This is a genomic window from Ectobacillus sp. OTK (assembly GCF_059698935.1).
In genome coordinates, this window is record NZ_AP048547.1 from 5,259,767 (window position 1) to 5,273,180 (window position 13,414).

General features: G+C 46.9%; 13 protein-coding genes. 1 reads left to right on the forward strand and 12 read right to left on the reverse strand.

What is annotated here, in order from left to right; translation table 11 throughout:
• The first annotated feature begins 21 nt into the window (after window positions 1–21).
• Window positions 22–1,113: an FAD-dependent monooxygenase gene (locus AC6HZ4_RS26035; protein WP_497492785.1), complete on the forward strand. Its 1,092-nt coding sequence runs from the start codon at window positions 22–24 to the stop codon at window positions 1,111–1,113.
• Between the two features lie 35 nt (window positions 1,114–1,148).
• Here AC6HZ4_RS26035 and spoIID read toward each other — a convergent pair whose 3' ends face one another.
• The 12 genes from spoIID to AC6HZ4_RS26095 all read right to left on the reverse strand — a co-directional run bounded on the left by spoIID (window position 1,149) and on the right by AC6HZ4_RS26095 (window position 13,414).
• A complete protein-coding gene (gene spoIID / locus AC6HZ4_RS26040) occupies window positions 1,149–2,174 on the reverse strand; it encodes a stage II sporulation protein D (protein ID WP_497492786.1) in 1,026 nt (341 codons plus the stop codon).
• 322 nt (window positions 2,175–2,496) lie between these two features.
• On the reverse strand, window positions 2,497–3,807 hold the full coding sequence (murA, locus tag AC6HZ4_RS26045) for a UDP-N-acetylglucosamine 1-carboxyvinyltransferase (protein WP_497492787.1): 1,311 nt from the start codon (window positions 3,805–3,807) through the stop codon (window positions 2,497–2,499).
• A 41-nt stretch (window positions 3,808–3,848) separates the two neighbouring features.
• Entirely contained in the window at window positions 3,849–4,562 is a 714-nt protein-coding gene (locus AC6HZ4_RS26050) for a YwmB family TATA-box binding protein (protein ID WP_497492788.1), read from the reverse strand.
• Window positions 4,563–4,707: 145 nt separating this feature from the next.
• Window positions 4,708–4,941, reverse strand: a complete 234-nt coding sequence (locus AC6HZ4_RS26055) for a DUF1146 family protein (RefSeq protein ID WP_342044793.1) — start codon at window positions 4,939–4,941, stop codon at window positions 4,708–4,710.
• 139 nt (window positions 4,942–5,080) lie between these two features.
• Complete coding sequence (nuoN, locus tag AC6HZ4_RS26060) at window positions 5,081–6,595, reverse strand: NADH-quinone oxidoreductase subunit NuoN (RefSeq protein ID WP_497495841.1); 1,515 nt, start codon at window positions 6,593–6,595, stop codon at window positions 5,081–5,083.
• An 11-nt stretch (window positions 6,596–6,606) separates the two neighbouring features.
• Window positions 6,607–8,109 carry an NADH-quinone oxidoreductase subunit M gene (locus tag AC6HZ4_RS26065; RefSeq protein WP_497492789.1) on the reverse strand — a complete coding sequence of 501 codons (1,503 nt, stop codon included), beginning with the start codon at window positions 8,107–8,109 and terminating at the stop codon, window positions 6,607–6,609.
• A complete protein-coding gene (gene nuoL, locus AC6HZ4_RS26070; RefSeq protein WP_497492790.1) occupies window positions 8,109–9,971 on the reverse strand; it encodes an NADH-quinone oxidoreductase subunit L in 1,863 nt (620 codons plus the stop codon). Before nuoL ends, AC6HZ4_RS26065 begins: the two co-directional genes overlap by 1 nt.
• A gap of 21 nt (window positions 9,972–9,992) precedes the next feature.
• On the reverse strand, window positions 9,993–10,307 hold the full coding sequence (gene nuoK / locus AC6HZ4_RS26075) for an NADH-quinone oxidoreductase subunit NuoK (RefSeq protein ID WP_497492791.1): 315 nt from the start codon (window positions 10,305–10,307) through the stop codon (window positions 9,993–9,995).
• On the reverse strand, window positions 10,300–10,821 hold the full coding sequence (locus tag AC6HZ4_RS26080; protein ID WP_497492792.1) for an NADH-quinone oxidoreductase subunit J: 522 nt from the start codon (window positions 10,819–10,821) through the stop codon (window positions 10,300–10,302). The genes nuoK and AC6HZ4_RS26080 overlap by 8 nt, the downstream gene beginning before the upstream one ends.
• Window positions 10,818–11,237: an NADH-quinone oxidoreductase subunit NuoI gene (nuoI, locus tag AC6HZ4_RS26085; protein ID WP_497492793.1), complete on the reverse strand. Its 420-nt coding sequence runs from the start codon at window positions 11,235–11,237 to the stop codon at window positions 10,818–10,820. The genes AC6HZ4_RS26080 and nuoI overlap by 4 nt, the downstream gene beginning before the upstream one ends.
• 75 nt (window positions 11,238–11,312) lie before the next feature.
• Window positions 11,313–12,314 (reverse strand): NADH-quinone oxidoreductase subunit NuoH, encoded by a 1,002-nt coding sequence (gene nuoH, locus AC6HZ4_RS26090; protein WP_497495842.1) that lies wholly within the window; start codon window positions 12,312–12,314, stop codon window positions 11,313–11,315.
• Window positions 12,314–13,414, reverse strand: coding sequence for an NADH-quinone oxidoreductase subunit D (locus AC6HZ4_RS26095; RefSeq protein WP_497492794.1), 1,101 nt, complete (start codon window positions 13,412–13,414; stop codon window positions 12,314–12,316). Before AC6HZ4_RS26095 ends, nuoH begins: the two co-directional genes overlap by 1 nt.

A 13,414-nucleotide genomic window follows, 5' to 3' on the forward strand; every position in this document is an offset into this window, starting at 1 on the left:
ATGAAATATAGGGGATCAATCATGGATTTGAAATCAGATGTATGTATCGTCGGCGCCGGCCCCGGAGGCGCCCTATTAGGATATTTATTAGCTAAACAGAATATTTCGACCATCGTTCTCGAACGTCATGGAGAAATGAATAAGGAGTTTAGGGGCGAGCATCTCAACTCTGAAGGGGAGCAGGTATTGAGAGCCCATAAGCTTTTTGACAAGGTCGAGGAAGCTGGGATTCTTCGCATGCAGCGAGTAGAGTATTGGGATCATGGCAAGGTGATTAAGACCGTGACACCTGACGCCGGCAGCAGCCACGTGGGAATCCACGTTCCGCAGCAGCATTTGCTTCATGTCCTTGCTGCGGAATCTAAGCAGTTTGAGCATTATCAGCTAATGACGGAAACAAGGGCAGCCGCCTTGCTTCAGGATGCGGCAGGAAGGTATATCGGTGTGAAGGCCAAACGGAACGGGGAAGAAATCACCATTCATAGCTCTGTTGTCGTCGGTGCGGATGGGCGCTATTCGACCGTCCGCAAGCTATCTGGCATTCCAACGGCCATTATAAAGCATGGATATGATTTGCTGTGGGCTAAAATCCCTAGCCCGGCAGGATGGGAGCCGACCATTAGGCTGACTATGACGGGGAATCATCAGCTTGCTTTATTTACGCAGGCCGGCGGTTTTATTCAAATTGGCTGGAATATTGAAGAAGGCTCCTATCCAGCCTTACGAAAGCAATCCTTTACGCCATTCATTCAGCAGCTTGTCAATGCTTTTCCAGAGCTAACAAATATCGTTCATCAGCATATTCAGTCCTGGAATGATTTTGTTCTCTTAGAAGTCCAGAGCTGCCGTTGTGAAGCATGGGTACAGGATGGGCTCGTTATCATGGGGGACGCCGCCCATACAATGAGTCCTACGGGTGCGTTTGGCTTGAACTGCTCGTTAAAGGATGCGGAGGTACTAGCAGAGGTTTTACAGGAGGCGCTTCGTCAAAATAATACAAGCGCCAAGCAGCTAGAGAGCTTTGAGCATGCGCGGCGAGAGGCTGTTGAAGCGCAGCAGGCACAGCAATTGCTGCAGGAAGCCTCGTTTAGAAGCAGGCACGGGTATGTATAATAGGATTGCTATGGAACAAAAAAGTAGCCCGAAGGCTACTTTTTTGCGGTAAGCTTCTGCTCATACTCATTGACACCTTTAATCTCAATTCCTTTGTAATAGTGCATCACAATGTCCTGATATGACTTGCCTTCCTTCGCCATACCGTTTGCGCCATATTGGCTCATGCCGACACCATGCCCGTAGCCCTTTGTCGTAATGGCAATTTGACTGCCCTCCTGCTTCCACGTAAAGTCTGAGGAGCGAAGCCCAAGCTTTTCTCTTACCTCTCTTCCGCTCAGCTTCTTGCCGTTAAAGCTGACTGTTTTCACTCGCTGGCCGGATGTTCGTTCTGTGATGTCTCCAACCTTCCCATTTGCAAGCACCTTCACACCAAGCTTCTTTTCAAAATCAGCTACGCTGAATTTTTGCTCGCTTAAGAACTTCGGTGTATTCTTATCCCAAGGACTATCTACGCTTTTTAAATATGGAGTCGGGTTGCCCCAATAGTCCTCTGCGTTTTCGGTGTAGCCATTGCTTGTAGAGAAGAAGGAGGCGGTAATCGGTTGTCCGTCAAAGGTCAGTACTTGTCCTGCCGTTGCGTGCACTGCTTTTTGGATACGCTCGATTTTCGAGTCATAGCTTTGCCCCCACATCTTTTTCAAGTCTGACAGGCTGTAATACACCTGTGTGTCGACTGTATCGGTGACATTCGCCTTGTTCGGCAGCACTGCGCCGTTAACCATGCGTTTCACAACGAAGGTGCGGGCGGTGAGCGCCTGTGCCTTTAGCGCCTCCATTTCGAAGTCTGACGGCATCTCAGCGGCAACTACCCCTACAACATAATCCTCAAGCGGTACGTTTTCAATCTTTTTCTGTTTGCTTCGATATACCGCTACCTCAATGTTGCTTGTGACGGTCTGGGGCACATTAGAGGCAGAGGGGGCAGCAGAAGCAGCTTCTGTCTGTGATGACAGCTGCTTTGTTTCTGTACGATAAGGAAGCACAAGCAGGCTTGGTACAACAATGACTAACACAACGAGAAAAGAAACAAGAATAAGAATTGGCTTTTTTAGCTTCATGATGGCCCTCCGTCACGAAAATAGATACAACACGGATCCAAGGACCCGTTTCGCGCAGGATGAACCCCTGCTACCTAAAGTGTCACTTTCATCTTATGGAACAGGACGAGCTTTTAGAACGTCAGAAATGCTTTCATAATTTTTTCACATTGTTAGAATATTATGTCTATATCTTGACTATAACAATAGTAATAGGCGTGAGAGTTTTAGCATGCCGCAGGAGCAGGGCGGCGTTCCTGCAAAAGTTATACTTTCTTACTCTTATACAAAGAAAGACAGCCTCTATACTTTTGTCTCCAAAAGTATAAAAGCTGCCTCTCAATTATGCATGAAGATCAGAAATCGTTTTTTCAGCTGTTGTTTGCTGTACTTCCTCTTTCACGCGTTCAATATCAGCGCCAAGCGCAGCTAGCTTGCCGTGGAAATTTACGTACCCGCGGTCAAGATGCTTTAATTCCGTTACACGTGTGTAACCCTCTGATGCAGCAAGCCCTGCAAGGATAAGAGCTGCGGCCGCACGCAAGTCTGTTGCTGCTACCTCTGCCCCCTGCAGTTCACATGGTCCGCTCATAATAACAGAGCGTCCTTCAATTTTGATGTCAGCATTCATGCGGCGGAACTCTTCCACATGCATAAAACGATTTTCGAACACCGTTTCTGTAATCATGCTTGTTCCTTCCGCTTTTAACAATAATGCCATCATTTGCGACTGCATATCTGTAGGGAATCCTGGATGAGGCATTGTTTTTATGTCTACCGCTTTTAATTTCTCCGGTCCAATAACACGTATGCCTTCCGCTTCTTCAATAATCGTAACGCCCATTTCTTTCATTTTCGCACTAATAGGGCTTAGGTGCTCTGGTACGGCGTTTTCAATTAAGATATTCCCTCCCGTAATGGCTGCCGCCACCATAAACGTACCGGCTTCCACACGATCAGGGATAACATGATGAACTGCTCCAAATAATTTAGCAACACCCTCAATGCGAATTGTACCTGTTCCAGCACCGCGCACATGAGCGCCCATTGCATTTAGGAAGTTAGCAAGGTCTACGATTTCCGGTTCTTTTGCGGCGTTCTCAATAATTGTCGTCCCTTCCGCTAATACAGCAGCAGACATAATGTTTTCTGTTGCTCCTACGCTCGGAAAGTCTAAGTAAATTTTCGCTCCGTGCAATCTTCCATTTACATGTGCCTCAACAAAGCCATTTCCAACCTTCACCTTCGCACCCATTGCTTCAAAGCCTTTTAAATGCTGATCAATCGGACGAGAGCCAATCGCGCAGCCGCCAGGCAACGCGATGCGAGCACGACCCTTGCGCGCCAATAACGGACCCATTACAAGAACAGATGCACGCATTTTCCGTACATATTCAAACGGTGCTTCAATGTTCAGCTCTTTTGATGCATCGATGATGACTTGACCGTTCTCAAACACAACGTCACAATTTAAATAACGCAAGACTTCATTGATTGTATATACATCGGAAAGAGCTGGCACATCGCATATCGTATTTTTTCCATCACTTGCTAATAGGGCTGCGGCCAAAACGGGCAATACGGCATTCTTTGCGCCTTCTACGCGCACAGAGCCGCTTAGCTTCTTTCCGCCGCGGACAATGATCTTTTCCAAAGGTATTCCCCTCCGTGTCCTTAAATTTATACACTATCTATTCAATACTCAGACGTAATAATTGGTGTGCCAACCATAACAGTCGTCTTGTTGTCAGTGTTGCGCAGCGCAACCTGCACATTCATTTTTTCTCTATTTACCGCAAGAGCGTCTTTCCACTCCTCAGTATATGCGGAGACGGAGACGAATGCTATTTCTTCTAAAGACTCGATAGGCTTAGCAGATAAATCTTCTAATATTTCAGTTGCCTTATTTTGCAAAACACCTTCAATCTTATCACCGAAAACAGCTTGAACACAAGTGAAAGTTGCAGGATTTTGTCTAAAAATTTTATTCATATTTTTTAAAATCGCATCGTCCCACTTTGTTCCTTTTGCTTCATATACAACGAAGGTTTTGTTGTTAGTATTCACTTTTGTCCATGTTACAACCAGTCTTTCTTGATAATGCGCAAATTTTTTTACCGCTGTTGCCTTGTACCCCTCAGGCGACTTCTCTATATTCCAATCAGCTGCCGCGCCCTTCTCTTCCAAGCTGTCTAACAGCTCATGAAATGTATGTACATCATGCACCGAATCCTGCTCTTCTCTCGCAAGCCAAGACCATTGCTCCACAGTCGCTCCATTTGCCTCCACGACCGCAATCATCTTCTCAAGCTTCTCCTCTGGTCCCTGCGCTTCGATACGCACATAACCAAGAAAACAGGCAACGATTCCAACAAACAGTACCAACAGCATTTGTATCATTTTTTTCATCTCTTCCCCACTCCCCTTTATCTCCATTTTGGACGGGGAAGAAACAATCCATACCCTCAACAGCTCGACAAAAACCACACAGAAAAGCGGATACAGCTCTCGCATGGGCAAACCCTAGCCGCCCAGGACAAAAAATGTCCAATTATTACTTAAATAGATACGTCAAACTATTTGAATAACCGAGGTAGTCCAAAAAGAATCTGCTTACCGATGAACCGATCGCGATGGTCAACAGGATAAGCAGCACCCTCGTTTGTGCAACCTTTCCCTTTTTCATCAGATGCTCGAAGTGGATGCCCTGAAGCGCCCACCACGTAAGTGCAATAAATAGTAAATGCAACACGATTGCAATGAGTGCCTGCTGTCCGAAAATCTGCACAGTACGCCCCCTTTATCTCAGGATATATCGGCGGTCCCTCTTCCAGAGAGAGGGCTAAACAAGCTCGCCCGCTTTTCTTATACGCAAAGAAAAAGTGTAGAGTTCATCTCTACACCTTTTGGTTTGTCTCTATTTTAACCTATTTTGCTCCTGTAAAAAAGAAATCTTTCAGCAGAGGGAAATTTTCGTAAAAGAAATGATAGCCAACTGCCGGCAGAATTCCAAATAAGAGTGTAAGCACCGCGCAAAGAGTGATGACGATGTTTACGTTAAAAGGTAAGGTTAGCTTTTGCTCACTTTCCGGCTTACGGAAGAACATTTGCTGCAGGATGCGGAAATAGTACACAAAGGATACAACTGTTGTTGCCATCATAATGGATGGCAGCACGTAATGACCCGGTTCCATAACAAACGCACCGATAAAAATATTTACTTTCCCGATAAAACCAGCCGTACCCGGAATGCCCGCGAGCGAAAGAATGAAAATCGTCATCGTAATTGCCGCAAACGGTGAGCGTTGAAACAAGCCGGCAAACAAGTCCAAACCTTCGCTGCCGCTTTGTCGATGCAGGCCGTGGATGATGGCAAATACACCAATATTCATGAGCAGGTAAGCAAGCATATAAAACCACATGCTGTCGAGCATAAACGGTGAAAGTACGAGGAGCGGCACAAGCAAGTATCCCGCATGCGCAATACCAGAATACGCAAACAGACGCTTTACATTTTGCTGCTTTAAGGCAATTGTATTACCGACAATCATCGTAATTGCAGCCAGAACCGCGATATACATTTGCATGCTCATAAACAGTGACTGCTCTCCAGTTACATCTGGCACCACCGCAAAAATCATAATGAACAGGCGCATCATGATAACAAAGCCTGCAAGCTTCGATACAGTCCCTAAAAAGGCGGTAACCGGTGTTGCTGCACCTTGATACACATCGGGCGCCCACATATGAAACGGCGCTGTCGCAAGCTTGAAGGATAGGCCGACAAATGTAAGCAAAAAGGCGAGCGCCAGCAGGAGATGCATACTGCCGTCGGAAATTGCAGCTAACGCCTCGCGCATTGCAAGGATATTTGTCGACCCGGTAAGTCCGTACAAATAGCTAAAGCCAAACAGTGTAATCGCGGTGGAAATACCGCCGTTGATCACATACTTCATTGCAGCCTCATTTGATGCCTTGCTGCGCTTACGAATGCCGACGAGAATGAATGAGGAAAGCGATAGTAATTCCAGCCCGACAAACAGCGTAATGAGGTCGGCGCTTGATGCCATAAACATCGCACCGAGAAGTGCTGTTAGCAGTAAATAATAATACTCTCCCTTATCCGCAATCGGTGTTTTTTTCTCCTCGCTTGCCGCAAGGAGGAAGACGAGCGATGCCCCAATCAGAAGCAAGGTTTTAAATGCTTTTGCAAATCCGTCTAAAACAAATGTGCCATCCAAAATATCAGCAGTTGCTTTGTCATACAGCATGATAAGCGAAATAAGCGCGAGCACGCTTGCCCCAACCGCTCCGTATGCGAAACGCTGCCGGTTAAAGGAATCCTTCAGAAGCAAATCAAGGATCGATAGAAGGATAGCTGCAATGACAATAATAAACTCTGGCGTCATTAAGCTCCACTGATAACCAAGAAGTGTATGCATATCCATTCTATCTACCCCCTTATCCCTAACGATTGTAATGTAGAACCAAGCGGTCCGCCGAGTACATCCGGCATTACGCCGATAGCAATAATAAGCAGCAGCAGTACAAGCACAGGCACGAATTCCGCACCTCGTACATCCGCCTTCGCTGCCTGCTTCTCTTGTCCAAACGTCATGCCAAGCACAGCGCGCAGCAGATAAGCCGCCGTTAAAATAATACCGAGAGTTCCGACTGCCGCCACAGCTGGCATGGACTCAAACAAGCCAAGGAACGCTAGGAATTCACTGACAAATCCAGACATACCCGGCAGTCCAAGCGATGCCATGGCACTGGCTAATAGAAAACCGCTAAAAAGCGGAGCTGATTTCGCCAAGCCGCCAAGACGCTTCATATCTGATGTGCCGAAGCGATCCTCCATAATGCCAAGAAGGAAGAACAATAGCGCTGCGATTAAGCCGTGAGACACAACCTGGAAAATCGCGCCCTTTATTCCTGCCTCATTTAGTGCTGCCAGGCCAATTAGTACAACTCCCATATGCGAAATACTGGAATATGCAAGCACCTTTCGGAAATCTGTTTGTACAAGTGCCAAAAACGCCCCATATAGCAAATTCACAACGCCGAGAATGGCGATGAGCACAGCAAATTTCTCGAACTGCTTCGGAAAAATCCCGATTCCAAACCGGACTAAGCCGTACGCCCCAATTTTCAATAGCACGCCCGCATGCAGCATAACGACCGCCGGCGGAGCTTGTACGTGCACATTCACCATCCAGCGGTGAAGCGGCAGCACCGGAAGCTTAATACCAAAGGCGATGAGCATCGCAACAAACAGAGCTGTTTGCAGCGAGCTGGAAATCGGACCGATCGGGCTTTCGCCTGCCTCCAAAATGTCACGAAGCGAGGCAATGTCTGTTGTTCCTGTTCTTGCAAATAAAATTGTAAAAACAATCAATAAAATAGCAGAGCCGATTCCGTTATAAACCAGGTAGCTGTACGATGCTTTTTCACTCTCGAATTTCCCCCATTTTCCAACAAGAAAGAACATCGCCGGCAATGTTAATTCGAAGAATACGAAAAAGAGAAGTAGATTTTTAGCTGCGAATACGCCGAGCATACCAATCTCTAGAAGCAGCAGCAGCATGTAGAAGCTTCTAAGCGCTTCTTTAATGGAAGATGCAGCCGTTACCGCAGCGAGCGTTGCTAATACTGCCGTCAGCAGCATCATCACAAACGAAAAGCCGTCAACGCCAAGCTCATATGAAATACTGAAGAAGTCCTCCGGCAAGCTTTCGAATCTACCAAACTGAATCCATGTTACTTTTTCTGTAAACGAATCAAAGCCTTTTCCTGACAAATACGAGCCGTACAGTGCAAATGCGCAGACAAGCGGAATCAGCGTTGTTGCAATGCCGAGCAGCTTCGCTGTTTTCTCCCGTCCCTTCGGCAGAAGAGAAAGGAATAAAATACCTAAAAGCGGGGAGAAAATGAATACAGACAATAGGATGTTCATTACATATACCCCCCTGTTACAAGCAGAATAACGAGCAGAACAGCCAACCCAATGAATGCCGCCGCACCGTATGTTTGCACTTGACCGCTTTGCAGTCTAGAGCCAAGCAGACCGATTGCCCGTACAAGAGCACCAACTGTTTGAGCCAAGCCCTCTACAACATATTTTTCAATCGCACTAAGAACGAGCGAGACTCCCTTTACAAGCGGCAAAACAGTTACTCCGTATAATTCATCGATATAGTACTTGTTTTTCAAGGCTCTATAGCCAACGGATCTGCTGCTGCCAAGCCAGCTGCGCGAGATTGTTCCTTTTCCGTAAATAAGATACGCAAGGAAGATGCCAGCGAGCGATACGAGTGTTGCAACGATCATAATCCATGCCGGACCGTGTCCTTCATGCACCTGAAACGGCACATCCTCCGTCAGCCAGTCTCCCAGAAACGTTCCGAACCAAGGTGTATTGATGTAGCCTGCCAGGGTAGCAAGCACGCCGAGTACCATCATCGGCACGGTCATAACCCCCGGAGATTCATGCACGCCATGCTGCTCACCGCGCGGCTTACCCATAAATACCATAAAGAATAAACGGAACATATAAAATGCCGTAAAGAATGCTGCTAGGGCAGCAAGCCAGAATAGACCGTAATTGCCATGCTCCCACGTCACAGCTAAAATTTCATCCTTACTGAAAAATCCGGAAAACAGCGGAACTCCGCTGATTGCCATTGTACCGATTAAAAACAGTGTGCCTGTTACCTTCATTTTTTGGAACAAGCCGCCCATTTCTTCAATATCCTGTGTATGTACCGCATGAATGACGCTTCCTGCAGCCAAGAACAAGAGTGCCTTGAAAAATGCATGCGTCGTTAAATGGAAAACGCCCGCTACATATCCGGCAGAGCCGAGCGCAAGCATCATGTAGCCTAATTGGCTTACCGTTGAATATGCCAGCACGCGTTTGATGTCTGTTTGCACAAGACCGATTGATGCCGCAAAAATCGCCGTAAATCCACCGACAACCGCAACGGTCATCATCGCTGCCTTGCTTGCTTCAAAGAGCGGAAACATCGTTGCAACCAAATATACACCCGCCGCTACCATCGTAGCCGCATGGATGAGAGCCGATACAGGCGTCGGACCCTCCATTGCATCCGGAAGCCATGTATGAAGCGGAAATTGACCGGATTTCCCGATTGCTCCGACAAAGATTAAAATCGCCGTCAGCGTAATCATTGTCCCTGACAATTCACCTGCCTGCACTGCTTTGAAAATCTCATCATATTCAAAGCTGCCAACCTGCCAGAATAATAGAATCATCCCGATAAACAGGCCAGCGTCCCCGATACGTGTCATAATAAACGCCTTCTTCGCCGCAGCCTTCGCTTCCTCCTTAAAGAAGTAGAAGCCAATTAATAGGAAGGACCCTAAACCGACAAGCTCCCAGAAAATATAAAGCTGCAGTAAATTCGTCGCGATGACAAGACCGAGCATCGCAAACGTAAATAGCCCTAAGTATGCATAGAACATGTAAAACCGTTCATCGCCGTGCATATATCCGCGAGAATACAGATGCACCAAAAAGCTAACGAGCGTTACGATTAACAGCATTAAAGCGTTCAACGCGTTAATTTCAAATCCGAATGTCACGCTTGTTTTGCCGATGCTAAGCCACGTCCATTCCTGCTTCAGCGTAGAAGCGGATATACGCTCGACAAGCACAAGCACCGAGCCTGCAAATGAAAGAAACGTTAGCGCTATGCCGACAAGGCTGCTCGCTTCTCCCATCTTCTTACCAGCAATCAGCAAGAGAACAAATGAGGCGAGCGGAAAAAGCGGTATGAGCCATGCATATTCCATCATTGTCTTTTCTCCCTTCTTGCCCTAGTGCTTCAAGGAATCCATTTCATCTGTATTTACTGTTGAGCGGTTTCTATATAAGGAAATCAAAATCGCCAAACCGACTGCTGCCTCCGCTGCAGCGACCGCAATTGTAAACAACGTGAAAATTTGTCCCGTCAGACTTGGGAATGTACCAAGCTTACTAAAGGCAACAAGATTTAGATTCGCTGCGTTCAGCATGAGCTCAATGCAAATTAAGACGATGACGGTATTACGCTTTGTCAGCGCCCCGTAAAGCCCGATGCAAAACAAAATAATCGCAAGCGCCAAATACGCGGATGCTGGAACATTACTCATCGGAGCGTCCCTCCTCTTTTCCGTCTCCTTTAGCTAAAATAATCGCTCCTACAAGAGCAACCAGCAGAAGAACGGACACTAGTTCAAATGGAATGATATATTTCGTGTACAGCATTTCCCCAACTTGCTTCGTATTCTCCTCATGAAGGGCTGGGGCATCCGCTGCCGGCGTAAACTGCGCGTTATTTACGGCATAATACATCACCGCACCGAACGCGACAACACCAAGAAGGACAAGGAAGGAACGAAGCTTACCCTTTCCTTCGCTGTCATCATCCTGCTTTGTCAGCATGATGCCAAAGATCATAATAATCGTCACAGCACCAGAATAGATGAGCACCTGCACAACGCCGACAAACTCCGCTGACAGCGTAATATACAAGCCTGCTATACTGAGAAAGGTAAAGACGAGGGCGAGCACCATATGCATGACCTTCGTAAAATTCAGCATCAGCACACCGCCCATAATCGCAACAAGGGCCAGCGCCAAAAACGCCAATAGCTCACCGCTCATACTTTATTCTCCTTTCTTACATTCGTATCATTCTCATCCAGCCATTGTAGGTTTTTGAACAAATCATCGCGCGTATATTCTGCCAGCTCAAAATTATTCGTCATCACAATCGCCTCTGTCGGACACACCTCCGTGCACAGGTCGCATAAAATGCAAATCTCAAAGTTAATATCATAGGTGTCGATGATTTTCCCTTTTTTCGCCGGATCCGGATGCTTTTTACCTGTTAGCTGAATACAGTTTGTCGGGCAAATTTGCGCGCACTGGTTACAAACAATACATTTTTCAGGGTAGAACTTTTGAATCCCTCGAAACCGATCCGGAAGCGGAAGCGGCTGATTGGGATAGTCGTACGTAACCTTTTCCCTCGTTAAATTTTTCAGGGTATACTTCAAACCTTTAAATAATCCTATCATTGGTTTTCGCCCCTTTGTCTAGCATTCACAGCCAGCCCTCTGCCGGAGGGCTAAACAAGCCGCGTCTGCTTTTCGTTAGAAAAATAATTCTTTTAAAAGTGCCGTTAAGAAGATGTTTGCGAGTGCGACTGGCAGGAGTACCTTCCAGCCGAATTCCATGAGCTGATCGGCCCGCATACGAGGAAACGTATAGCGAATCCACATGAGCAAAAAGACGATGAACATGAATTTCAGCGCAAACCATACAGCGCCTGGAATAAAGCTTAGGAAGAAAGCCGGCTGCCATCCGCCAAGGAACAATACCGTGATAAGCGCCGACATCCCGAATAGGTAGACGTACTCAGCAAGCATGAAGAACGCCCAGCGAAAGCCAGAATATTCTGTGTGAAAACCGGAAACAAGCTCAGATTCAGCCTCAGGTAAGTCAAACGGTGTACGGTTTAGCTCGGAGATCGCAGCAATGAAGAAAACGATAAAGCCAATTGGCTGCACGAATACGTACCATATATGCTCCTGCGCCTGCACGATTTCATTTAAATTTAAGCTCCCTGTTAGAAGAACAACGCCAATTACACTCATGACAAGCGGAATTTCATAGGAAATCATCTGTGCTGCAGCACGCATGCCGCCGAGCAGAGAGTATTTGTTATTGGATCCCCATGCCCCTGTTACAATGCCAATGGTTGAAATGCCAGAAATAGCAATGTAGTACAAAAGGCCGACTCCTAAATCAGCAAACTGGAGATTCTCTGTAAAAGGAATTGTCGCCAGCACCATGAACGCAGGCGCAAAGGCGATGACCGGACCTAAAATGAAAAGCGGTTTGTCCGCAGCCTTTGGAATGGTGTCCTCCTTCAGCAATAGCTTGAGTACATCAGCTACTGTTTGCAAAAGGCCGAAGCGGCCACCCAATTGGTTCGGCCCAATACGCCCTTGCATAAAGCCCATTAGCTTGCGTTCAGCTAGAATACCATATGTAACAAAGCCGAGCACAACGAACAGCAGAATCGCTGCCAAGCCGAAAAAAATAAAAAAGTTCGTCCAGCCAGGTGTGGATTGCAAGAGGTGCTCCACCATCATCCATCTACCTCCCCGAGTACAATATCAATGCCGCCTAAGATCGTAATCAAGTTTGCGATATTTTCGCCCTTTAGCAATTTCGGCAAAATTTGCAGATTGTAGAAGGATGGACGGCGGAATTTTAAACGATACGGCTCCTTTTTGCCGTCGCTTGCAATATAGCAGCCAATTTCTCCGCGCGGCGACTCAATGCGTACAAACGCCTCGCCCTTGGGTGCCTTAATGATTTTCGGCACCTTCGCCAAAATTGGTCCGTCTGCTGGGAATTGCTCGACAGCTTGCTCAATGATTTTCAAGGATTCTTCAATTTCCTGCATACGGCATATGTAGCGATCCCACGCATCGCCAACCTCTCCGACCGGCACATCAAATGCAAAGCGATTATAGATGGAATATGGCTCATCCTTGCGAAGATCCCATTTCACGCCTGTACAGCGCAGGTTTGCTCCGCTGAGTGAGTATTCAATCGCCTCCTCAGCTGTGTACGTTCCCACTCCCTTGACGCGGTTTACGAAAATTTCATTTCCACTTACTAGGTCGTGATAGCCCTGCAGCTGCTCCCGCATATAAGGAACAAACTCTCGCACCTTATCAATCCAGCCTTCTGGAGCATCCCATTTCACACCGCCTACACGCATGTAATTGAAAGTTAAACGTGCGCCGCACAATTCATTTAAAAAGTTAATAATCATTTCGCGCTCACGAAACGCATATAAAAATGGACTCACCGCCCCGATATCGAGCAAGTTTGTGCCCCACCACACAAGATGGCTCGCAACGCGTCCAAGCTCCATAGCAAGTACGCGCAAATATTCGGCTCGTTCCGGTATCTCAAGGCCCATCATCGTTTCTACCGCATGACAGATGACATAGTTATTTGTCATAGCGGACAAATAGTCCAAGCGATCCGTATACGGAATGATTTGCGTATACTGCAGGTTCTCCGCAAGCTTTTCAGTACCCCGGTGCAGATAGCCAATTACAGGTGTTGCCTCTTTAATAATTTCCCCGTCAATTTTCAAAACGAGGCGGAATACACCGTGCGTACTCGGATGCTGAGGACCGACATTCAATAGCATCTCCTCTGTGCGAATCAT

What these genes read in the sequence shown, in the direction of transcription:
- AC6HZ4_RS26035 (WP_497492785.1), top strand. Translation starts at nt 22, where the DNA reads ATGGATTTGAAATCAGATGTATGTATCGTCGGCGCCGGCCCCGGAGGC.
- spoIID (WP_497492786.1), bottom strand. Translation starts at nt 2,174, where the DNA reads ATGAAGCTAAAAAAGCCAATTCTTATTCTTGTTTCTTTTCTCGTTGTG.
- AC6HZ4_RS26050 (WP_497492788.1), bottom strand. Translation starts at nt 4,562, where the DNA reads ATGAAAAAAATGATACAAATGCTGTTGGTACTGTTTGTTGGAATCGTT.
- nuoN (WP_497495841.1), bottom strand. Translation starts at nt 6,595, where the DNA reads ATGCATACACTTCTTGGTTATCAGTGGAGCTTAATGACGCCAGAGTTT.
- AC6HZ4_RS26065 (WP_497492789.1), bottom strand. Translation starts at nt 8,109, where the DNA reads ATGAACATCCTATTGTCTGTATTCATTTTCTCCCCGCTTTTAGGTATT.
- nuoL (WP_497492790.1), bottom strand. Translation starts at nt 9,971, where the DNA reads ATGATGGAATATGCATGGCTCATACCGCTTTTTCCGCTCGCCTCATTT.
- nuoK (WP_497492791.1), bottom strand. Translation starts at nt 10,307, where the DNA reads ATGAGTAATGTTCCAGCATCCGCGTATTTGGCGCTTGCGATTATTTTG.
- AC6HZ4_RS26080 (WP_497492792.1), bottom strand. Translation starts at nt 10,821, where the DNA reads ATGAGCGGTGAGCTATTGGCGTTTTTGGCGCTGGCCCTTGTTGCGATT.
- nuoI (WP_497492793.1), bottom strand. Translation starts at nt 11,237, where the DNA reads ATGATAGGATTATTTAAAGGTTTGAAGTATACCCTGAAAAATTTAACG.
- nuoH (WP_497495842.1), bottom strand. Translation starts at nt 12,314, where the DNA reads ATGGTGGAGCACCTCTTGCAATCCACACCTGGCTGGACGAACTTTTTT.
- AC6HZ4_RS26095 (WP_497492794.1), bottom strand. Translation starts at nt 13,414, where the DNA reads ATGATTCGCACAGAGGAGATGCTATTGAATGTCGGTCCTCAGCATCCG.